Annotated in this window: 16 protein-coding genes; 9 read left to right on the plus strand and 7 right to left on the minus strand. The window is 41.5% G+C overall.

The features are described from left to right. Nucleotides 1-358 precede the first annotated feature (358 nt). From PSH50_RS17230 to PSH50_RS17240, 3 genes are all read left to right on the plus strand, one after another. Nucleotides 359-2155, plus strand: a complete 1797-nt coding sequence (locus PSH50_RS17230) for a glycoside hydrolase family 3 protein (RefSeq protein ID WP_273609878.1) — start codon at nt 359-361, stop codon at nt 2153-2155. Nucleotides 2156-2174: 19 nt separating this feature from the next. After that, complete coding sequence (locus tag PSH50_RS17235) at nt 2175-2909, plus strand: 5-oxoprolinase subunit PxpA (protein WP_054982061.1); 735 nt, start codon at nt 2175-2177, stop codon at nt 2907-2909. Nucleotides 2910-3272: 363 nt separating this feature from the next. Beyond that, complete coding sequence (locus PSH50_RS17240; protein WP_273609879.1) at nt 3273-5309, plus strand: S9 family peptidase; 2037 nt, start codon at nt 3273-3275, stop codon at nt 5307-5309. Between the two features lie 489 nt (nt 5310-5798). On the opposite strand, the gene PSH50_RS17245 is transcribed toward PSH50_RS17240, so the two are convergent. Next, nucleotides 5799-7400: an isocitrate lyase gene (locus tag PSH50_RS17245; RefSeq protein ID WP_004587182.1), complete on the minus strand. Its 1602-nt coding sequence runs from the start codon at nt 7398-7400 to the stop codon at nt 5799-5801. A gap of 236 nt (nt 7401-7636) precedes the next feature. Here PSH50_RS17245 and PSH50_RS17250 point away from each other — a divergent pair, with 236 nt between their 5' ends. Next, nucleotides 7637-9829, plus strand: a complete 2193-nt coding sequence (locus PSH50_RS17250) for a malate synthase G (RefSeq protein WP_064385846.1) — start codon at nt 7637-7639, stop codon at nt 9827-9829. Between the two features lie 280 nt (nt 9830-10109). Here PSH50_RS17250 and PSH50_RS17255 read toward each other — a convergent pair whose 3' ends face one another. From PSH50_RS17255 to PSH50_RS17270, 4 genes are all read right to left on the minus strand, one after another. Next, a complete protein-coding gene (locus tag PSH50_RS17255) occupies nt 10110-10835 on the minus strand; it encodes a YebC/PmpR family DNA-binding transcriptional regulator (protein ID WP_024032996.1) in 726 nt (241 codons plus the stop codon). A 178-nt stretch (nt 10836-11013) separates the two neighbouring features. Continuing rightward, nucleotides 11014-11631: an HAD family hydrolase gene (locus tag PSH50_RS17260; RefSeq protein ID WP_004588262.1), complete on the minus strand. Its 618-nt coding sequence runs from the start codon at nt 11629-11631 to the stop codon at nt 11014-11016. A gap of 257 nt (nt 11632-11888) precedes the next feature. Beyond that, nucleotides 11889-12380, minus strand: coding sequence for a DUF6702 family protein (locus tag PSH50_RS17265; RefSeq protein ID WP_004588263.1), 492 nt, complete (start codon nt 12378-12380; stop codon nt 11889-11891). After that, nucleotides 12380-14815 carry a M1 family metallopeptidase gene (locus PSH50_RS17270; RefSeq protein ID WP_273609880.1) on the minus strand — a complete coding sequence of 812 codons (2436 nt, stop codon included), beginning with the start codon at nt 14813-14815 and terminating at the stop codon, nt 12380-12382. The genes PSH50_RS17265 and PSH50_RS17270 overlap by 1 nt, the downstream gene beginning before the upstream one ends. A gap of 382 nt (nt 14816-15197) precedes the next feature. Between PSH50_RS17270 and PSH50_RS17275 the strand changes: the two genes are divergently transcribed. The 5 genes from PSH50_RS17275 to PSH50_RS17295 all read left to right on the plus strand — a co-directional run bounded on the left by PSH50_RS17275 (nt 15198) and on the right by PSH50_RS17295 (nt 21447). Next, the gene (locus PSH50_RS17275; RefSeq protein ID WP_004588265.1) at nt 15198-15434 is read left to right on the plus strand and encodes a hypothetical protein; all 237 of its coding nucleotides are present in this window, start codon (nt 15198-15200) and stop codon (nt 15432-15434) included. Between the two features lie 135 nt (nt 15435-15569). Further along, a complete protein-coding gene (locus PSH50_RS17280) occupies nt 15570-15806 on the plus strand; it encodes a hypothetical protein (protein ID WP_004588266.1) in 237 nt (78 codons plus the stop codon). Between the two features lie 77 nt (nt 15807-15883). Beyond that, nucleotides 15884-17131 (plus strand): exonuclease SbcCD subunit D C-terminal domain-containing protein, encoded by a 1248-nt coding sequence (locus PSH50_RS17285; RefSeq protein WP_273609881.1) that lies wholly within the window; start codon nt 15884-15886, stop codon nt 17129-17131. Then, nucleotides 17128-20778: an AAA family ATPase gene (locus PSH50_RS17290; protein ID WP_273609882.1), complete on the plus strand. Its 3651-nt coding sequence runs from the start codon at nt 17128-17130 to the stop codon at nt 20776-20778. Before PSH50_RS17285 ends, PSH50_RS17290 begins: the two co-directional genes overlap by 4 nt. A 12-nt stretch (nt 20779-20790) precedes the next feature. Then, the gene (locus PSH50_RS17295; protein ID WP_096042652.1) at nt 20791-21447 is read left to right on the plus strand and encodes a class I SAM-dependent methyltransferase; all 657 of its coding nucleotides are present in this window, start codon (nt 20791-20793) and stop codon (nt 21445-21447) included. A gap of 1 nt (nt 21448) precedes the next feature. On the opposite strand, the gene PSH50_RS17300 is transcribed toward PSH50_RS17295, so the two are convergent. Together PSH50_RS17300 and PSH50_RS17305 are read right to left on the minus strand one after the other, a co-directional pair. Beyond that, nucleotides 21449-21619, minus strand: coding sequence for a hypothetical protein (locus PSH50_RS17300; protein ID WP_273609883.1), 171 nt, complete (start codon nt 21617-21619; stop codon nt 21449-21451). A 103-nt stretch (nt 21620-21722) separates the two neighbouring features. After that, nucleotides 21723-22310 (minus strand): short chain dehydrogenase, encoded by a 588-nt coding sequence (locus PSH50_RS17305; RefSeq protein ID WP_273609902.1) that lies wholly within the window; start codon nt 22308-22310, stop codon nt 21723-21725. Between the last annotated feature and the right edge of the window lie 35 nt (nt 22311-22345).

Raw genomic sequence — 22345 nt, forward strand, 5'->3', positions numbered from 1 at the left:
AATGCAGGCAATAAATAGTGTTTGTGCTTAGCCTTTAATAACTCCCGTGGCTAGCCTATAGCTTAACCCCTGCGCGGCTTTAATAGTTAACTGGCCAATTAAAACAATGAACTATTTAATCTTTAGTTTTTAAAACGGCGGCAATGAGTACAGCTAATTTAACACCTACTCACCATTTAGATAAAACGTATTCAGCCATGATACACGCCTTACAATTTACCCTGTGTGTACAAACAGCTGCACTTTGCAGTTGTACACAAAAATAGATAAGCTACTGCCACTTATCTATTTAGCGTTGGAGTGTGTTTTGCTAAATAAATGCTTTATTTCGTCTGTTGTTTTTTTATCTGGGTGTTTAATGCCATTACAATCTTCTTTTGCTAAGCCTACACTGTCTCTTGAACAACAATTGGGGCAAAAACTAATTCTCGATTTACGCTATTTTTGTCAGCAAGGGTCAAGCAAACAATGCAGAACACCGGTTACTACCCTACCTGATGAACTTGCAGCGGCCATTGCTAAGCATAATATTGGTGGTGTAATTTTATTTTCTGAAAACACCCAATCTATTGAGCAAACCATTACCCTTAATAGCCAATTACAAGCTGCGGCGAGTAAATCAAGTTCAAAGCTGCCATTATTTATTTCGATAGACCAAGAAGGCGGCCGAGTAGCGCGTTTACCTCGCGATGTTGCCACTTCATTTACTGGTAATATGTCTATTGGTGCAACCTATAAAAAGTATGGCACTCAATACGCAACCCAAACTGCCACTGTTATAGCTAAAGAGCTAAATTCGTTAGGTATTAATGTTAACTATGCCCCTACGGTAGATGTAAACATGAACCCCGATAACCCGGTAATTAATGTTCGCTCGTTTGGCGAAAACCCAGCGCTTGTCAGTAAATTAGGCGCAGCACAAGTGGCAGGATTTGAGAGCAACGGCGTTATTACATCGTTAAAGCATTTCCCAGGGCACGGCGATACCAACGTAGACAGCCACACAGGGTTACCACAAGTAAATCACTCCAAAGAAGACATATACCAACAAGACTTAGCTCCCTTTAAACACATAATTGCCACGCAAAACCCAGGCATGATTATGACGGCGCATATTCAATACCCACAACTCGATAATAGTACGTTTGTAAGTGTTGATGGCAAAAGCATGATAAAACCCGCCACTATGTCGCGTACTATAATTACTGACATTTTAAGAGGGGAGTTAAATTATCAAGGTGTGGTGGTAACCGACGCTTTAGATATGGCTGGCATTAGTCATTTTTTCACCCCAACCCAAGCGGTAATCAATACCTTTGCAGCAGGCGTTGACCTAGCGCTTATGCCAATAGAGATCAGAACACCAGCTGATTTAAACGCACTCGACAAACTAATGGATGAATTAGTCGCATCTGTTAATAATAAACAACTCAGTAAAGACGAAGTTGCTCAATCGGCTGCGCGTATAACCGCTTTAAAAAATAAATTTAAATTAACCACACAGCTAGACCCATTAAGCACTTTGGCTAAAGCAAAAGATATTATTGGCTCTCAAGCACATCGCAAAATAGAAGCTGAGCTTGCCGTAAATGCTATTACTGAGGTTAAAAATAACAATAATGCATTGCCTCTTAATTTAAGAAAAGGGCAACACATCCATATTATTATGCCCGATACCCGAAAATGCATGGCCATGCAGCAAGCGCTTAGCGCTATAAGTAATGCGGCGCTTAAATATAGTTGCAGTAGTTTACAAGGGTTTGACCCTGTAAAGGCGCATAGCTTAATTAAAAATGCAGATGTTGTTATTGCAGGCAACGCTACGCCTAATCAAAGTGCTGTAGAGATTGGCGGAATGGATGATTTAAAAGACGACCCTCGCTTTGCACTCAATACCGCTGAGCAACCTAAAGCGCTGTCATCTTTATTGGATATAGCTGCATCAGTGAATAAAAAAACAATATTTATAAGTTTACGTGCCCCCTACGACATAGCTCAGTTTGGCAGCAGAGCTAATGCAGTTCTTGCTTCTTATGCGTATAATATAGATACAGATAAAAACAATGCTGTTGCAGGGCCTGCGTTTACAGCGCTTGCTAAGGTATTGTTAGGCAATGCACACGCTCATGGCGTACTGCCAGTTACCATAAAATAATAATAACAAGGGATAAAAAATGAAACTGAATTGCGATTTAGGCGAAAGCTTTGGCGCATGGAAAATGGGATTAGATGATGAGGTAATGCCTCATATTGATATGGCAAATATTGCGTGTGGTTTTCATGGTGGAGACCCAGATGTAATAGCCGACACGTTGTATTTAGCAAAGCAGCACAATGTACAAATAGGTGCGCATCCAAGTTACCCCGACCAACAAGGCTTTGGCAGGCGCTCTATGGCGCTTAGCGCGCAAGAACTGACCAATTGCTTACATTACCAAATTGCCGCCCTTGATGGCATGGCTAAAGTACAAGGCTTAACACTTAGCTATGTTAAGCCACATGGTGCTTTATATAACGACATGATGAAAAACGATCATATTTTACAAACTGTTATTACTGCCATAGCGCACTACCCTGCACCATTAAAGCTTATGCTATTAGCCACAAAAGACTCTGCAAAACACACCTTTGCCGCCAATAGTTTAGGTGTAGATCTTATTTTAGAAGCCTTTGCTGATAGGCAATATACAGACGAAGGGCATTTAGTATCTCGCCACCTTGATGGCAGCGTTCACGACAAGCCAGCACTTTTAGCACAAGTAAAACAGCTATTAACCGATGGTTGTGTAACCACTCGTTCAGGAAACACCCTAAACTTAAATGCCAACAGTTTGTGCGTACATGGCGATAACGCAGCCGGTATAGCTCTTATTAAAGAAATTAAGTCACTGTGTGCTTCAGCAACCTAACTTTGCTTTTAACTCGTTATTAAGCCTCAAGTTACAAAACGCGTGTTTGCTTTACTTTAAAAACTATTTAGCTGTAAAGGGGCTTTACAGCTTTAACCTCCATTTGCGCCAATCATGTACAACCTAATATCACTTTAAAAATAGCCCAGCAACACAGCACAGTAACAAAGCATAAGTCACACAGCGCAGTAATACATGGCGCTGCATATAAAAAAATTAACGCAGTAAGCCCGCTATTTATTACTCTAAAATAACCAGGCTTTACTTAAACCGGTATTAAATTATAGTTTCACCGCATCGCGCTTTTCATCCCTTCCCTACTGACATATAACTACATATACAAAAACCAAACAGGGAATACAAATGAAGACGCTTTTAGCACTTAGTTTAAGTAGCAGTTTATTACTTGGTAGTAACCAGTTAGCTTTTGCAAAGGACAACACATTACAACTACAAGATGTGTTTAATCTTGAATACGCCAATCAAATTGATATAACAGACGATGGTAAAACGGTGTACTTTGTACGTAACCGTATGGATATAAAAACGGACCGTAAAGTCAGTAATATTTGGTCAGTTGATTATAAAACTAAACAACTGCAACCGCTTACCTCGGGCGTGCATATGGATCACTCCCCGGTACTATCGCCAGATGGGCAACGCCTTGCATTTATATCTAACCGCGATGGCAGCAGTCAAATTTATATGAAGTGGCTTAAAACAGGTGCTGTAGCAAAAATTAGTAACCTAACCAGCAGCCCACGCGCAATTACCTGGCATCCCGACTCTCAGCAGCTTATTTTTAGTATGTTTGTACCAAGTAGCAGTGCACCACCTGTTAACTTACCTGGCAAGCCTAAAGGCGCTACATGGGCCGAACCTGCTAAATTTATAGACGATGTATACTACCGCGCCGACGGAGGCGGTTATAGCCAAAAAGGCTTTAGCCAATTATTTGCAATAGATGCAAATGGCGGCAATGCAAAGCAGCTCACAGACGATGAGTTTAATAACGCCGGCGAAGTGAGCTTTAGTAAAAACGGCAACAGCCTTTATTTTTCGGCCAATCGGCATGAGCAAAATCAACTAAAGCCCACTAATAGTGAAATATACCAGCTTGATTTAAGCACCTTAAAAATTGCTGCCATTACCAACAGAAACGGCCCTGACCATCAGCCTAAAGTATCTCCCGATGGGCGTTACCTAGCCTTTACAGGGTATGATGACAAACGCACCAATTACGAAAACACGCAGCTTTATATTCGTGATTTAAAAACGGGCGATACAAAAAGCCTAACCCCTAATTTTGATAGAAGTGTGGGGCAAATTAAATGGAGTGCCAATTCAAAAGGGGTTTACTTTAGCTACGCAGACGAAGGCCAAACCGCCCTTGCCTACCAACCACGCAGTGGTAAGCGTAAAGTGCTCACCGAGCAAATAGGTAGCGTTGCGTTTGGTCGTCCTTATTCGGGCGGCGATTTTGATGTAAGCGAAGATGGCGAAATTGCTTTTACACTTGCCGATACTCAGCGCCCTGCAGATATAGCCACTATAAAACGAGGCAAAGCTCGTCGCCTCACTACACTCAATGCCGATGCGTTAGGCGATAAAGAACTTGCCAACGTAGAAGAAATTTGGCTTAAATCGAGCCACGACCAGCTGCCAATTCAAGGTTGGATTGCATACCCTCCTGGGTTTGATAAATCAAAAAAATACCCACTTGTTTTAGAAATTCATGGCGGCCCTGTGGCCAATTATGGCCCTCACTTTAGTACCGAGGTGCAATTGTTTGCAGCCAAAGGGAACGTGGTTTTATACATGAATCCACGAGGCAGTGATTCATACGGTAAAACGTTTGCCCAAACAATTCATCATAATTACCCAAGTAACGATTTTGATGATTTAATGACCGGCGTTGATGCGCTAATAGCGAAAGGCTTTATTGATGAGTCTAAATTATTTGTAACAGGTGGCTCTGGCGGCGGTGTATTAACCGCATGGATTGTAGGGCACACCGACAGGTTTGCTGCAGCAGTGGTGGCTAAACCCGTTATTAATTGGATCAGCTTTGTACTAACTGCCGACTTTTATCCATTTTTTGCCGATTACTGGTTCCCAGGTAAACCTTGGGAACATATTGAGCACTATATGAAACGCTCACCTATTAGCTATGTTGGTAACGTAACAACGCCCACTATGCTTTTAACAGGGGAGGCAGATTACCGTACCCCTATTTCTGAAACAGAGCAGTTTTATCAAGCCCTTAAGCTGCAAGGTGTTGATACCGCCATGGTGCGTATTCCTAATGCATCACACGGTATTACGGCGCGCCCTTCTAATTTAATGACTAAGGTAGCCTACATTCAATGGTGGTTTGATAAACACTCAAACAAAAAATAAACTCCGTGTTTAGGTTTAAAAATAGCCACACCTAAGTGGCTATTTTTTTGTAATTACCAACGCTTAGGTTAATTAATGTAAAACTGTAAACCCCCTTTACAGTTTTGAGCTTATCCATATCGGACTTAGGCGTTTTTCAGTTAGTAAAATTTCGGTTTATTGCAATTTTAATTGCTTGAGTTGGTAAAAAATCGGTTTGAGCCACTGTTTATAAGCACTCAGTTAGTAAAAAATTGTTTTATAAAGGCACCAGGTTAGTAAAATTTCGGTTTATTATTTTACTTATACTTAGTAAAACAGCTAAAAATAGCCTTTTAAAAGGGGGATTTTGCACTTTAAACCGGCTTTACAGTAAAAAAGCAGCCATATAGCTGTACTTAATATCTACCTAGTTAAATTGTGATCCAAACTAAATTTAGCCGAGCCTGATTTATATTAATACAACAAAAAAAGGGCCTTACGGCCCTTGAGTAACACTATCTAGAAAAGTTAAAACTGGTTCATGGTGTTATCTTCACCACCGGCTTTAAGTGCGTTTTCACCAGAGAAGTACTCTTTGTGCGTATCGCCAATATTAGACCCAGCTAAATCTTGGTGCTTAACTGAGGCTTGCTCGCGGCGAATTTCTTGACGTTGTACATCACGTACATAAGCAAGCATGCCCATATCACCAAAGTAACCTTCTGATAAAATATCGGTGCTTAGTGCAGCCGTATGGTATGTAGGCAGTGTAATTAAGTGATGGAAAATACCCGCTTCACGTGCACCATCGCGCTGGAAGTTTTGCACTAATACATCCGCTTCGGCAGCAAGCTCTGTATCGTCCATTTCTGGCGCCATTAGGCCTTTATTATCACCTAGGCTTGGGTAAGCGCTCAAATCGCGACCCGCTTCTTGCCACTCTTGGTACACTTGCTCGCGGAACTTAAGCGTCCAGTTGAATGACGGTGAATTGTTATAAACAAGCTTAGCGTCAGGTACTTGCTCTTTAACGCGATTTACTAGCTCTGCAATTTGCTTAACATGTGGTTTTTCAGTTTCAATCCACAATAAATCAGCGCCCGATTGTAAGCTTGTTACACAATCTAGTACTACGCGGTCTTTTTCAGTGCCTTCGCGGAACTGGTATAAACCGTTTTCTAAACGCGTTGGCTTACATAATTGGCCATTAATTTTCATTGCCGTATCGCCTTCGTTTAAATCATCTACACCGTTAATAGGTGTGGTTTCTAAAAACGCGTTGTACTGGCTAGCTAAGTCTCCTGGCGTTTGTGACACAGGCACTTTTTGCGTAAGGCTTGCACCTAATGAGTCGGTACGCGCAACAATAATACCGTTATCAATGCCGAGTTCTAAAAACGCGTAACGTACAGCGTTAATTTTTGCTAAAAAATCTTCGTGCGGTACAGTTACTTTACCTGCTTGGTGGCCACATTGTTTAGCGTCAGACACTTGGTTTTCTATTTGAATGGCACACGCACCTGCTTCAATCATCTTTTTCGCAAGTAGGTAGGTTGCTTCTTCGTTACCAAAACCAGCATCAATATCGGCAATAATAGGCACTACATGTGTCTCAAAATTATCAATTTTATCAAGCACCGCTTGCACATCGCCGCCATTGGCTTTCGCTTCGTCTAGATCATTAAATAAGTGGTCTAGTTCACGGGCATCGGCTTGTTTTAAAAACGTATAAATCTCTTCAATAAGCGCAGGCACTGAGGTTTTTTCGTGCATGCTTTGATCCGGTAACGGGCCAAATGCAGAGCGAAGTGCAGCAACCATCCAACCACTTAAGTAAACATAACTGCGCTTAGTTGTTTTTTGATGACGCTTTATTGCCATCATCATTTGTTGCGCAGTAAAACCATGCCAACAACCTAAAGACTGTGTGTATTGGCTGGTGTCTTTATCGTAAGCGGCCATATCTTCACGCATTACATCTGCGGTGTATTGTGCAATTTCAATCCCTGTACGAAAGCGGTTTTGCAAACGCATGCGGCTTGCATATTCAGGGTTAATGGCTTTCCATGCGCTACCTTGAGATTGGCAAAGTGTTGCTAGAGTATCGGTTTCACGTGTGTATGTTGTCATAATAAAATCCTTCGAACGGGTCTATAAATTATTTAAATTATTGTGAGAGTGGCTAGGAGTGTGTGCTCCGTATCGCTTAATTCAACATTAGGCTTATTTTTTAGATTTAGTAAATTTATAGTTGTTATTACCGCTATATTTTTTGTGAATGGCTAAAAAGCACGCACTGAGCCTTTTTTGCGTTATTGTTGCTTTAACGCACACAACAACACCGCGACCGTTTAAGGAAGGTAAATATGGCACACACTCTCACACACTCAGGGCTAAGCGTAGATACACAGCTGGCCAACTTTGTAAAAACACAGCTACTCCCAGGCACTCATTTATCTGAGCAGCAATTTTGGCAAAGCTTTGCAAACATAGTACAAACGCTTACCCCGAAAAATAACGCTCTTTTAGCTAAGCGCGAGCAGCTACAACAACAAATAGATGACTACCATAAAACAAATAAAACGTGGGATAGCGCGCAGTACCAAGCGTTTTTAACAGACATTGGCTACCTAGTACCAGAGCCTGCAGACTTTGCCATTGAAACGCAAAATGTAGAGCCCGAAATAGCACTCAGCGCAGGCCCTCAGCTTGTTGTGCCTGTTAGCAACGCACGTTTTGCGCTTAATGCGGCTAACGCGCGCTGGGGTTCGTTATACGATGCGCTGTACGGCACCGACGTATTAAGTGAAGACGACGGCGCTGAAAAAGGCACTACGTATAATCCGGTTCGTGGTTTTAAAGTAATGGCGTATGCGCGCCAATTTTTAGATAAAGCCCTGCCCCTTAAAAATGGCTCACACATAGAAAGCACCAACTACTCAATTGTTGAAGGCGCCTTGTCTATCACCCTAAGAGACAGCTCGCATACTCAATTAAAAAACCCTGAGCAACTTATTGGCTACCAAGGCGAGGCGCAAAACCCAAGTGCTATTTTATTAAAAAACAATGGCCTGCATGTAGAGCTGCAAATAGACCATCACCACCCTATCGGCCAAGCCGACAAAGCAGGATTAAAAGATGTTTTGCTTGAAGCTGCACTAACAACCATTATGGATTGCGAAGACTCTGTTGCCGCAGTAGATGCCGAGGATAAAGTACAAGTTTACAAAAACTGGCTGGGGTTAATGCAAGGTAACTTGGTTGAATCGTTTAAAAAAGGCGATAAAACCATAGAGCGTACTTTACAAAGCGATAGGCAATATACAGCCCTTGATGGCAGTAGCCTTACGCTTAAAGGCCGCAGCATGATGTTTGTCCGTAATGTAGGCCACTTAATGACAAACCCTGCTATTACCGACATTTACGGCCAACCCGTATTTGAAGGCATTATGGATGCGATGTTTAGCGCAACCGCAGCCCTGCACGATTTAAATAAAAAAACAGGCATTAAAAACACCAGTGCGCAAAGCATCAATATTGTAAAACCCAAAATGCATGGCCCTGAAGAAGTTGCTTTTACAAATACGCTTTTTAGCATGGTAGAAGAAGCGCTTAGCTTGCCAAAAAACACTCTAAAAATGGGAATTATGGATGAAGAGCGCCGTACTTCAGTAAATTTAAAAGCCTGTATACACGCAGCCAAAGCGCGCGCGGTGTTTATAAATACTGGCTTTTTAGACCGCACGGGCGATGAAATTCATACCTCTATGCACGCAGGGGTCGCTTTGCCAAAAGCCGCTATTAAAGCTCAGCCGTGGATCAAAGCGTACGAAGACCGTAACGTTGATACAGGCCTTGCCTGCGGCCTAAGCGGTAAAGCACAAATAGGTAAAGGTATGTGGCCAATGCCAGATAAAATGGCACTTATGATGGAGCAAAAGCTTGCTCATGTGCAATCTGGCGCTAATACCGCGTGGGTGCCCTCGCCTACCGCAGCCACTTTGCACGCTATGCATTATCACGATGTAGATGTATTTACCGAGCAAAAAGAAATTGCCAAACGAGGTATGGCAAGCCTTACTGATTTACTTACACCTCCTTTAATGGCTCAGCCGCAAACGCTCAGTAAAGAAGATATTCAAAGTGAGCTTGAGAACAATGCACAAGGCATTTTAGGCTACGTAGTACGCTGGATAGACCAAGGTATTGGCTGCTCAAAAGTGCCTGATATTAACCACATAGGCTTAATGGAAGACAGAGCAACCTTGCGTATTTCAAGTCAACATATGGCAAACTGGCTACAGCATGGGGTGTGTACTCAACAACAAATAGAGTCGATTATGGCTAAAATGGCTAAAGTAGTCGATGGCCAAAATGAGCACGACAGCGCGTACAAGCCAATGGCACAAAGCGAAGAGTCACTTAAAAATAGTATTGCTTATCAAGCCGCTTTAGCGCTTGTATTAGAAGGTGCTAAGCAGCCAAGTGGCTACACCGAGCCCCTATTACACAGTTACCGCTTAAAATATAAAGCAAAACACCATAACCTAGCTGAATAGTTAACATTAGTTTAACAGCAAAAAAGCGCGTTTTGCCTACACAAAACGCGCTTTTTGTTTATTAGGGCGTGTTGATCTTTGCAGATTGAAATTTGTTCAACCTAGGCAGAACCCAAAAGGGCAGCGTATGTTTGGCATTTATGCTACGTTATCGCCTATTTATGGGGAATAACCACACTTCATAGGCTCTGCCTTGCCTAAAAACCAAACATACTGCTGCAAATTCAAGCGCCAAAGGTCAACACGCCCTAATTTAGTGCTCACTGTACCTAGCGCTAAATTAATTTTTAATTATTGCATTGTGATACACGTTTTGAACGTCATCACAGTCTTCAAGCATATTGATGAACTTGTCAAAATTAGCAATAACTTCTTCATCTTCAATTTCTACATGCACTTGCGGAACAAACGTAATTTCATCAACTTCAAAGTTAATCCCTTCAAAGTTTTCCTCAAGCGCTGTTTTCGCTTTATAGTACTCAGTATGGGGTGCAAATACCGACACTTTACCATTTTCAACTTCAACGTCGGTTACATCAACGTCGGCCATCATTAGTGCTTCAAGTACCACTTCGTCATCGTCACCGGCAAAACCAAGTACGGCAAGGTGATCGAACATATGTGCAACACAGCCCGGTGTACCAATTTTTGAATCTGTTTTGGTAAACGGTAAACGTACATCTTTAATTGTACGGTTTGGGTTGTCGGTTAAGCAATCAACAATAACCATGCAGTTACCTGGGCCATAGCCTTCGTAACGTGCGGGAGAATAATCTTCCCCTGCCCCACCGGCTGCTTTTTCAATTGCTTTTTCTATTACGTGAGCAGGAACCTGGTCTTTTTTTGCTTTTTCAATTAGACGACGCAGTGATTGATTGACATCGGGGTCTGGTTCGCCATTTTTAGCGGCAACATAAATTTCTTTACCGTACTTTGAGTTAACTTTAGTTTTTGCGTTGGCTGTCTTAGCCATCGAGCTCTTACGGACTTCAAATGCTCTGCCCATCTTGTGCCTCTAATCAATACGTTAATTTTGCCATATTTTACCAATTCAAACCCTATTGGGCTAGGGTCTGTTGAACTTTACAAACTGAATTTAAAACAACCTATTTGCTAAATAAATAAGGCCGAGCCTATGCAAATAATACAGGAGTAATTACGCAAAAATAAAAGTTATGCGCTATTTAACATAACTCCACTTTTTGTGAGTAACTTTCGACTAAAGTAACTAACTCTGTAAATTCACGTAAAACGTAATCAGCTTGGTCGGCATAAATAGGCACCGCGTTTGGCGCGTACAAACAAGCGCGCATATTTGCATTATGTGCTGCTTGAATGTCGTATAAAAAATCCCCTACGTATAACAAGTTGCTGGCGTTTATATTCCAAAGCGTGGCAATTGCATTTAAGGCACTGGGATCGGGTTTGGCTGGGGCATCGCTACGGGTTAATACCGTTTCGATAGGTAGCGGGTTATTTTGTAGCTTTATTGCTGCCGCTTTATCAAAATTGCGGGTAACAATAGCCATAGGAATATTTTTAACTTTAAGGGCGTTAACGGCTTCGGTTACGCCTGGCAATATAGTGGCAAACTGAGCGTCTTGCAGCTCGTGCTGATGCACTATATTCATCGCTTCTTCACGCATGTAGGGCGATGGAAGCTGGGCAATATAATCAAGTAGGTCTTGCTCGCATGGGCAACCTATTTGTGCTTTTATAAGAGAGAAATCTAACTCAGACGATACTAAAGTGCCATCTAAATCAAATATAACTCCTTGAATAGCCTCTACTTGAGCTTTCATATCATTCCTTGAATGGGGTAAAAATCAATACAACATGTGTACACATAATGACTCTACTTCATGAGAATAATTTAGCAAATGTTTATCAAACAAATTATTAGAAAAGTATTCACTTATCTATTACTTAGCCTTATAAACACCAATTAATTACTAAAATTCTACGAACAGCTAGTAATAACAGATCAAAAATGAACACAGCATAAACAAAAGGAGAATACGCGCACATAAACTGCAGTGCGCGTAGGTTGGGGAAGTACTTATTGCTCGAACTTAGCCTCGAGCCAGGTATCGTTTTGGGTAAAGTGAAGGGTTTTAATCTTGCCTTTACCTTCTACGTTTACCATATTTACTTGAGAAGGCCATAAGTCACGCAGTGCGCCGTTACTCATTTTTATGCCTTCAATCCCTTTTGGGATAGGAGCTTCTTGATACACCCAAAAAAACTTTCCATCAATTTGCGCACCTACTTGGCTAAGCGTTAATGGCTTACCCTTTAAGGTTTGCAGCGCAACATGCGACTCAACATACTCTACAAAACGTTGTTGGTCGGCCTTGTTGCTAATGATATCGGCTTTTCCATTAAATAAATGCGCTACAGCATGCTCAGTATCATGTAAATAAAAGCGATGCATAAGCTCAATATTGTTAGTACGTTTATTAAAAAGCACCGTAGTAACCGATGACTTTAGTTGATGCGCCATACTTGGCGCAGCAACTAAAAGGCAAACAATAATAAGCAAAAAGCGCATTATTGTTGCTCCTCACCATCTTTTTTCTCGTCTTTTTTAAGCTCAGTTTTAATGTCTTGCATAATATCTCGACTTACTTTCGCTTTACTCTTTTTCTTTTTATACACTTCAATACGTGAAGGAATAATACGACGAGGGTAGTTGTTGTTCTCAACATCTACATCAGCTGTTTCCCAGCGAGGGTCAACGCTTACCGATACCAATGGCTTATTTTTATCTGTAACAATAAGCTTTTGTACATTTTTGTGATTACGGCGCCAAATTTCAGCCGGAATGTAACGCTCTTCGGTTGTGCCATCTTCATAAGTTAGCTCTAGTAAAATAGGCATTACCAAGCCACCTAAATTTGAAAACTCCATAACATAGTAGTTTTTATCTTCTTCAAGCGCGCGATCTAGCGTTTTACGCTCCCACGGCTCTAAGCCTTTTAAAAACTTGTTGTACGCGTTACGTTCTTTATTGGTAACAGTAAAGCGGTCGTTTTCGTCGTAAAAGTCGGTAATATCTGGATTTTTTTCAACCCAAGTTTGCTTACCTTCTTCACGGTTGCGCTTAACAAATAGTGATGTTGGTTTGTCTGCTTCTATATCGCGTAAGCGTTTAAAGTCAATATCAGGGTTTTTAGTATCTAAACGTAATTGATACACTTTATCTAACGAGATATCTACATGGTCGGTGCTGTAAAACCAGCCGCGCCAAAACCAATCTAAATCAACACCCGAGGCTTCTTCCATCGTACGGAAAAAATCTGCTGGAGTAGGGCGCTTGTATTTCCAGCGCTGTGCGTACTCTTTAAAAGCAAAGTCGAATAAGTCACGGCCTAAAATAACTTCACGTAAAATATTAAGTGCCGCAGCTGGTTTAGTATAAGCATTAGGGCCTAAACGAAGTACGCTGTCTGACTGCGTCATAATAGGTACTTGGTTTTGCGATTTCATGTAGCTTACAATATCGCGCGGCTCAACACCCCACGGTATAGTTGGGTCCCATTCACGCCCTGCAACACCATCTAAAAAGCTATTTAAACCTTCATCCATCCAGGTCCATTGGCGCTCATCAGAGTTTACAATCATAGGGAAGTAAATATGGCCAACCTCATGAATAACCACACCAATTAAAAAGCGTTTTTCAGCTTGAGAATAAGTGCGCGAGCCATCATCTTGCAGCTCTGTACGTGGGCCATTAAAAGTGATCATTGGGTATTCCATACCACCTACAGGGCCATTTACCGATTGCGCTACAGGGTATGGGTAGTCAAATGAATAGCGAGAATACACTTCCATTGTATGTACTACAGATTCAGTTGAATACTTTTTCCATAAATCGCCACCCTCTTTAGGGTAAAACGACATAGCCATCACTAAAGGTTGTTCATCGCCACCCTGCTGATAGCCCTTTGCATCCCACATAAATTTACGCGATGACGCCCACGCAAAGTCACGCACATTTTCTGCTTTAAAGTGCCATGTTTTTGTTTTATCGGTACCTTGTTTTTCGTTTTCTAACGCTTCTTCTTCAGTAACAATAAATACAGGGCGTTTTGCTGTTTCAGCTTTTTCTAAGCGGTTACGCTGCGTGCGAGTAAGCACTTTGCTTGCGTTATCTAACTTACCTGTTGCCGATACAATATGATCAGCAGGTACAGTAATTTCTACATCATAATCACCAAACTCAAGCGTAAACTCACCACGGCCTAAAAACGGCTTGTTTGTCCATGCTTCGTAATCGGTGTACGCAGCTAAACGCGGAAACCACTGCGCAAGTAAAAATATATCGTTGCCATCTTCTTCAAAGTGCTCGTAACCAGAACGCGCACCTACGGCATCTTCTTCAACAATGTTAAAAGCAAAGTTCATACTAAACTCAGCTTCTTTGCCTGGTTTTAACGGCTCGTTTAAATCTATACGCATTAGCGTATCAACAACAGTAACGCGCAGTTCATCGCCATTGTCATCTTTTACATTGCTAATTGTATAGCCTAGCTCGTTGTCGCTCATAAATTGTTGACGACGTAGCTCACCTAAACTTAATTTAGCCGGCTTTTGCGCAGGTAAACTATTTAGCGTGCTTTTAAACGTTTTTGTGGTTTCGGCAATTGAGTCGCTTTTAAAAATATTTTGATCTAACTGTAACCACAAATATTTAAGTGTATGCGGCGAGTTATTTTTATACTCAATGCTTTGGCTTGCTGTTAAGCGGCGCTTTTTTTCATCAAGCTTTACATCTATGTCGTAATTAACACGTTGCTGCCAGTATTTTTCGCCAGGCTCACCGGCGGCACTACGATAAACATTTGGGGTAGGAAGCGCTTCGTCTAACTGACGAAATTTATCAACGAATGAGCCTTTAGTTTGCTCAACGGATGACGCTAACACAGCGCTCGACATTGCCAAAGGCAACACAAACGCGCTTAGCGTAAGAACTATTTTTTTCATTATGAGTCCTAGTGGAATTTTGTGAGCGTACTTTGACAAAGTTACTATTTTTGTTCAATTAATTAGCGACCAACCGCCCATTAAACACGGTAATATTCACGTTGTTTTAACATGCTTTTTTAATCAGTAAATTAAGCCGCTTTTAAAACTGTAAAGGGGGTTTACACTTCACAGCTAGTTGATGTGTATTAATTAAGGTACAAACGCAGTATTTATAAGGGTTCAGGCCTAATTCATGCCATTAGCTTAGGATTAAATTAAGGTGCAAAAATATGTTGTTTTAATTGAGCTTAAATTTATAGCGTTAGCAGTGTTTACACGGTTTTAATGCGCTCAGGTTCAATACAAATTAAGCAGTATATTTAAACTAAAGGAGCCCGATATGAAATTTTACATTGTAAAAAAAGATCATCAGCTCGAAGCTATCCCTGCTGATAAAGACTTACTAGAGCGCTACGAATCAAACCAATATTCGTATGTTAATGTGGTGTCGGCATGCAATAAGCAAGATGCACTAAAACGCCTATCTACTGAACAAAAACACAGTAAAAAGTGGCTAATAATTGGCGCAAATATTGCCGTGATCTCACTAATATTAACTATTTATACGATAAATTAAAAATAGTGAAATTTTAGGTTGATATTTAGTGCATTTTATATTTAAAATCGCCCACTTTTTTTATTTGAGCATAATAAAATCGTTACAATTATTCTCAAATATGTACTTATTACCAGTAAGCAATGTGGTGGGTGTATGGATTTTTATATCCTAAAAAAACAACAAGAGCTAATAGCCATTCCAGCAAATCAGCAAAGTTGTAAGCAGTATCTAGACTCAGGTTATTTTTATATTGATAAAGTAGCCGCCTGTAACGAAACGAATGCCATAAAAGCATTGCAAGCAAAGCAAACTAAAAGTTTAAAAATGCCGCTAGGTATGGCTTTGTTAGCGCTTCCTGTCATTATTATTGCTATATATAGTTTTACCTAAACTAAAGCCCTCCCGAGGCTTGCATCTTTACTTGCCTTGGGTATATTGGCGCTCTTATGGTTTTTTAAGAGCGCGATATGAAAGTTCTCCACACCTCAGATTGGCACCTAGGCCAACAATTTTATGAACATGACCGCCGTGATGAGCACGCTGCATTTTTTACTTGGCTACTTAGCACCCTAGTAGAGCAACACATAGATATACTTTTAGTTGCAGGCGACATTTATCATACAGCCACACCCAGTGCCAGCGCCGAAAACCAACTCTACCAATTTATAAAAGATGCTAAAAAGCGTTGCCCGCAATTGCATGTTGTTATTATTGCCGGTAACCACGACTCAGCAAATCGTATATTAGCGGCGCAGCCCTTACTTGCTCAGTTTGACACCCATGTAGTGGGGCGCTTTGAAGTAACCGACCCAGCCAATACCGTGATTGAAATAAATACGCAAAATAAACGCGCTGTAATCGTCGCTATGCCTTTTTTACGTACCAGCGACATAAGTTCACTTAGTCATACTAAAAACGGCCCTAGTTACGCACAAGGCGTTAAAAACGCCTATCAGCTTGCCCTTGATCACGCCTATAGCATTAACGCGCAAAATTCGCCGTTAATTGTAATGGGGCACTTACATGCCAAAGGCGGTGATATTTCAAGTGACTCAGAACGTAATTTAGTGATTGGTGGGGAGGAGTCTATTTCGGCCAGTGTATTTGGTAACAAGGCAGACTACGTAGCACTGGGGCATTTACACAAAGCGCAGCAAGTCGCTAAAAAAGACGTTATTCGTTACAGCGGTACGCCTATTCCTATGTCGTTTTCAGAGCGTAACTACACGCACCAAGTTAATATAGTAGAATTTAAAAGTGATGAAAAACAAACTATTAGCACATCTGTAAACCCCCTTTACATTCCACGCTCTGCTGAAGTAATTATTTTACCAAAAGGGGAGTGCGTGCCATTAAGCGACTTATGCGAGCAAATTAAAGCGCTCGATACATCACAACATACTATTGCCCCTTATTTACGCGTAAAACTTAAATCAAGTGATACCGACACCACCTTTCGAGAACAAATAGAGCAAGCACTTGAGGGTAAACACGTAAAATTTTGCGGCATTGAGCGGGTACGAGAACAAACCATAACAAGTGATAACAGCGCCGTATTTGAAGATTTAAGCGAAATTGAAATGCTCAACCCATTAAACTTATTAGAACAAGCCTTTGCAAACGACAAAGATATGGCCGGCCAAGCTGTACCAGATGAGCTAAAAACACTGTTAAACGATGTAATAAGTGAGCTGACGGAGCAAGAGCAACTATGAAAATAACCGCAGTTCGTATTCATAACTTAGCCTCAATAGTCGATGCCGAAATCGACTTTACTCAAGCTCCACTAAAAGACGCGGGGTTATTTGCAATAACCGGCGACACAGGCGCAGGTAAAAGCACCTTTTTAGATGCTATTTGTTTAGCGCTTTATACTAAAACAGCACGCTTAAAAGGCGATAAAGGCAACTTAATTGATTTTAACGGCGACAGTATAAAGCTAAACGATGCGCGTAACTTACTGCGCAGAGGCAAATGGGAAGGCTTTGCTGAGGTTGATTTTTTTGGCCAAGACAAACAATTATACCGCGCACGCTACGTTATTACCCGTACCCACAAAAAGGCAACAGGCAAGTTAAAAGTAGCTGAGCATACGTTACTAACCTTGCCCGATGAAACCCTAATAGCCGATAAAAGCCAAACCATAAAAGAAGTAGAAAACAAAATAGGGCTAAGCTTTGATCAGTTTTCGCGTGCGGTATTATTAGCACAGCACGAATTTGCAGCCTTTTTAAAAGCCACAGGGGATGAACGCGCACAACTTTTAGAGTGTTTAACCGGCACCGATAAATTTAGCTTAATAGGTAAACGTATTTTTGAGCGTAATAAAGCGCTAAAAGATCAATATGAATTACTTAATGCAAGCCTTGCAAGCTACACCTTATTAAGCGATGACGAATTAAGTGCTAAACAAACCCTGCGCGATGAGTTACTTAAAAAAATTGAGCAAACTAAAAAAAAGCATGCAGCAACAGAGCAAGACTTAAATTGGTATAAACAAGCAGCTAGCTTATCGCAGGCACTAGAACACGCAATAAAGCAGCAACAACACGCGCAACAACAGCTTGATGCAATAGCAAAGCAAAGTGAGCAAGCTAAACAAGCACAAAGCGCCCTTGAAATAAAAGACAACCGCAAACGTCATGAGCACTTAGCGGCGCAAAACAAAGCACTTAGTACGCAAATAAGCGATTTAAAAGCGATTGACCATGCTGCGCTTATAAAAGAGCAGGCCGCAACACTTACAACAAAGCAAAGCGAGTTAAAAACAGCGCAAGAGCAAAAGCAAACGGCAGAGCCAATTATTGCAAAAGCCCGCGAGCTCGACAGCCAACTTGCTATTCACGCACAAACAATTACAAGCCTGACTCAGCAAAGCGAAAAAGAGCAGCAGCAACTTAGCGAATTACAAACGCAGTACACGCAAAGCCAAAATGCACTTGATGAGGCAAACAAACTCAGCACTGGGCATCAAACGTGGCTAAACGAGCACACGCAGCTTAAACCATTGGCTAATGATTGGAATTATTACCAACACAGCTTTAATACATATTTAAGTGCCAATGAGCAAATAAAGGCAACCGCTTCGCAAAACCAACAGCTGTTAGAAGAGCAAAGTAAACAAGCGGCGCTGTTAGCAGAGCAAACTAAAAAAGTAGAGTTGCAAGAGCAACAACTTGCGCATCAACAAAATGATCTTAACCAGCTAAGTGAGCAACAACGCCAATTTAATATTGAACAATGCGATAGCAAACTTAAAAATATTGAATATTTAAAAGATCAGCGTTTGCGCTACCAGCAGTTTAATCAAGAAATAAAACACAGCACACAACAACAAGCGGCGGTTGCGGCCAAGCTTGTACACAGTGAGCAAACGCAAACAACATTGCAACAAAGCTTAGCCTCGTGCGAGCAAGCACTTAAACACAGTGAATACGCATTAAACCAAGCTCGCCTGCGTGCCAGCGAAAACGTAGAGCATTTACGCACGCAGCTTACCCCTAACGAGCCATGTGTAGTATGCGGGGCAATAGAGCACCCGTATGCAAGCAGCCAAAACCCGCAATTAAATAACCTAATAGCCGATTTTGAAACAAGTTATGACCAGGCTAAGCAGCAACACGATAGCGCCCAAGCTAAGCTACATCAGCACCAAACTCAACATGCTGTACTTGTCACTGAACACGCCCAATACAGCCAAGCCATACAGAGCGCACAGGCAAAGCAGCTAGAAATTAAAACAACAATGCAAGGGGCACGTACAGAGCTTAACGACTTAACAGCACAGCAGCTTGATGAAACATACGCCCAACTCAGCAGTCAAAAATCGCACTATTTTGAATCGCAAAAACAGCAAACAGCCCTGCAAGAACAAGTAAATCAGCTAATAAATAACGTAAAAGCCGAGCAACATACACAGCAGCAATTGCATAATCAGCATGTTGAATTAACCAATAGGCTTGGCCAAATAAACACTAAACATGCAGAGCTAAATACGCAAGTTAACGAGCTTACCAGCACTCTTAATGCACAGTTTGAGCACAGTGACTTTTGGCAGCAATTGCAAAACAACACGCTTAATATGACCGATTTAAGCCAGCAGGTTGAGCAGTACCAACAAACACAAGTTCAGCTTGAACAAAGTCAAAAACAAATAGACAGCGCTAATCAGCAATTACAGCAACTCACACCGTTAATTGCTAAAAGTGAGCAAGCGCTTAAAGTTTTAAAAGACGATTTAGCCAAAGCGCAACAACTGCAAAGCACCACACGCACAGAGCGCCTTGCTTTATTTAACAACGAGCCACTAAGTGCCGATGATTACCAAGCAAAACTTAATGCGCAGCTTGAGCAATGCCAAAAGGCGTTACATACAAGCCAACAAGCCCACGACAGCGCAATTAAAAAACGCGATGAGCACGCTATAACACTCAAAAACATTGAGCAGCGCTTGGCAGAGCAAATTCAAGAGCAAAGTATACTTGAAGAACGCTACAATGCCTGGTTTAACGACTTTAAAGCGCAATATAGCGAGGCAAATCACGAACAGATCGCTATTTTACTAACTCTTACTAGTGAGCAAATAAAAGAGCAATTAATGCAGTTTGAGCAGCGTTTAGCAGCACTTACAGACGCAAATGCAGCGCTTAAGCAACAGCAAAAGGCGCAAACAGATCACCAAAATACTAACAAGCCCGAAAAAAGCGAAAGCCAATTAGCAGAGCAAGAAACGTCCTTAGCCAATGAGCAAACTGAGCTACAAAATAGTTTACTTGGCACTAATACCGCGCTTGAGCAACACAACCAAAACGCCACAGCACTTAAAAGCAAACACGCTGAACTTGCTACCCTTAAAAAGCAGGTAGAGCAGTGGCACGTGCTTAATAAAGTATTAGGGGATGCAACCGGTAAAACCATGCGTAATTTAGCGCAAACACAAACCCTTAAAATATTGCTGCATTATGCTAATAGCCATTTAAAAACCCTCAATAAACGCTACGAGCTCACTGCCATTGCGCAATCGCTCGATATTGCCATTATTGACCGCGATATGGCCGACGAACAACGCTCTGTTAATACGCTCTCTGGTGGTGAATCATTTTTAGTATCACTAGCACTGGCATTAGGGCTTGCATCGCTTTCTTCAAATAAAGTGCAAATCAACTCTTTGTTTATTGACGAAGGGTTTGGTACGTTAGATAGCGAAACACTCAGCGTTGCTATGGACTCACTCGACTCATTACAAGCACAAGGCCGTAAAGTAGGGGTTATATCGCATGTGAGTGAAATGAGTGAACGCGTAGCCACGCAAGTACATGTAAGTAAAAAAAGTGGTGGATACTCCACTGTTGAAGTCTTATAAAGGAGTTAAAAAATGCCAACATTCACAGGCGAGCAAGCAACGCATTACAACGACCGCATTACCCGTTTAGTCCCTGGTTATGAGCTATTGCACCAACTTACTAATGCTCAACTTAAAGCAACCCTTAAAGATAACGCACATATTTTAGTCGTGGGCGCAGGCACAGGCAAAGAAATACTCGCCCTTGCCGCGCTTAACCCTACTTGGCAATTTACCGCGCAAGATACCTCAAGTGATATGCTCGCAATTGCTAAACAAGCGTTTGAAGAGCACGGCATAGCAAAGCGCGTTAATGTTATTGAAGGCGAGCTTGATAAGCTATCTACTAAGGCCGATGCGGCGCTATGCCTACTCGTAATGCACTTTTTAAAAGACGACGGCAGCAAAAAGCAGCTTCTAAAAAATATTAAAGCTAATTTAAATAAAGACGCAAACTTATTTATTAGCGATTTAATGAAACCCGAAACCGACTTTGAGCGCGAAGCACAAATTACTGTGTGTGCCGATTTAGGCTTAAGTGATGCAGGGCAAGCCTACACAGCTCAAAACTTAGACAGTGAATTTTACCCACTTGATAGAATGCGCTTTAGCGAGTTACTTAATGAATGCAAATACGGTATTCCTAAGCTTTATTTTAAAGCGCTCGGTTTTAGCGGATACGTTGTTTAACTTATCTTGAAGGATGCGGCCTGCACCATTTAACCGTATGTTTATGGCGCGGTATGGTTTTACATTCTTTATTAGAATCGGCACCTGGCTCGCTAACATATTGCGAGCTTGGTGCTATACTGGCACAGCCTGCGGCCAATAATATCGCAAATACGGGTATTAATTTTTTCATTTCATCACCTATTAAAATCTGTATTTAAGCGCTTTGCAGTTACTGTTAATGCAGAGCGCTTATTTGTTTAATTTGCCACGTCACTCACCAATATGGCGGGTAGTTATGCATCTACAAAAATAACTTCGCCAGTAATAAAGCCATCAACCGAGCGCTCAAACGCTTTACCTACAAGCTTGCTTGGTACGGGTTGAAAACCTGGCATCATTTCGCCATATACGTCCCACGCTTCTTCAAGCACAGTAGGGTTAACCACATTAATACGCGTGCCACGTGGCATTTCTAGTGATACGCATTTTGCAAACGTATCTATTGCGCCGCTTGTTGTTGCATCGGCAATCGCAAAAGGAATCGGTTTAACGTTTAAAATACCGCTAATTAGCGTAAATGAGCCGCCATCAGCAATGTACTTTTGACCAATACGTACAAGGTTAATTTGCCCCATCATTTTGCTCATAATGGTCGTCATCCACTGCTCTTCGCTCATATCAGCAAAGGTTTCGTATTCGCATAAACCCACTGTATTAACTACCGCATCAAAGTGGCCTACTTTTTCGTACAAAGCAGTAATTGACGCTTCACTCGTAATATCAACAATATGATCTACATCGCCCGAGCGACCCGCTGTAATAACTTTATGCTTAGATAAACCGGTCAATGCCGCTTGACCCATTTTGCCCAGTGCACCGATTTAAATTACTGTTTTCATTGTTTGCTCCAATCATT

This window comes from Pseudoalteromonas sp. Angola-7, from assembly GCF_028599255.1.
GTDB classification, from domain to species: domain Bacteria; phylum Pseudomonadota; class Gammaproteobacteria; order Enterobacterales; family Alteromonadaceae; genus Pseudoalteromonas; species Pseudoalteromonas atlantica.

Excerpts from the sequence above, each read along its gene's own strand:
- PSH50_RS17230 (WP_273609878.1), top strand. The coding sequence starts at position 359 with ATGCCATTACAATCTTCTTTTGCTAAGCCTACACTGTCTCTTGAACAA.
- PSH50_RS17235 (WP_054982061.1), top strand. The coding sequence starts at position 2,175 with ATGAAACTGAATTGCGATTTAGGCGAAAGCTTTGGCGCATGGAAAATG.
- PSH50_RS17240 (WP_273609879.1), top strand. The coding sequence starts at position 3,273 with ATGAAGACGCTTTTAGCACTTAGTTTAAGTAGCAGTTTATTACTTGGT.
- PSH50_RS17245 (WP_004587182.1), bottom strand. The coding sequence starts at position 7,400 with ATGACAACATACACACGTGAAACCGATACTCTAGCAACACTTTGCCAA.
- PSH50_RS17250 (WP_064385846.1), top strand. The coding sequence starts at position 7,637 with ATGGCACACACTCTCACACACTCAGGGCTAAGCGTAGATACACAGCTG.
- PSH50_RS17255 (WP_024032996.1), bottom strand. The coding sequence starts at position 10,835 with ATGGGCAGAGCATTTGAAGTCCGTAAGAGCTCGATGGCTAAGACAGCC.
- PSH50_RS17260 (WP_004588262.1), bottom strand. The coding sequence starts at position 11,631 with ATGAAAGCTCAAGTAGAGGCTATTCAAGGAGTTATATTTGATTTAGAT.
- PSH50_RS17265 (WP_004588263.1), bottom strand. The coding sequence starts at position 12,380 with ATGCGCTTTTTGCTTATTATTGTTTGCCTTTTAGTTGCTGCGCCAAGT.
- PSH50_RS17270 (WP_273609880.1), bottom strand. The coding sequence starts at position 14,815 with ATGAAAAAAATAGTTCTTACGCTAAGCGCGTTTGTGTTGCCTTTGGCA.
- PSH50_RS17275 (WP_004588265.1), top strand. The coding sequence starts at position 15,198 with ATGAAATTTTACATTGTAAAAAAAGATCATCAGCTCGAAGCTATCCCT.
- PSH50_RS17280 (WP_004588266.1), top strand. The coding sequence starts at position 15,570 with ATGGATTTTTATATCCTAAAAAAACAACAAGAGCTAATAGCCATTCCA.
- PSH50_RS17285 (WP_273609881.1), top strand. The coding sequence starts at position 15,884 with ATGAAAGTTCTCCACACCTCAGATTGGCACCTAGGCCAACAATTTTAT.
- PSH50_RS17290 (WP_273609882.1), top strand. The coding sequence starts at position 17,128 with ATGAAAATAACCGCAGTTCGTATTCATAACTTAGCCTCAATAGTCGAT.
- PSH50_RS17295 (WP_096042652.1), top strand. The coding sequence starts at position 20,791 with ATGCCAACATTCACAGGCGAGCAAGCAACGCATTACAACGACCGCATT.
- PSH50_RS17300 (WP_273609883.1), bottom strand. The coding sequence starts at position 21,619 with ATGAAAAAATTAATACCCGTATTTGCGATATTATTGGCCGCAGGCTGT.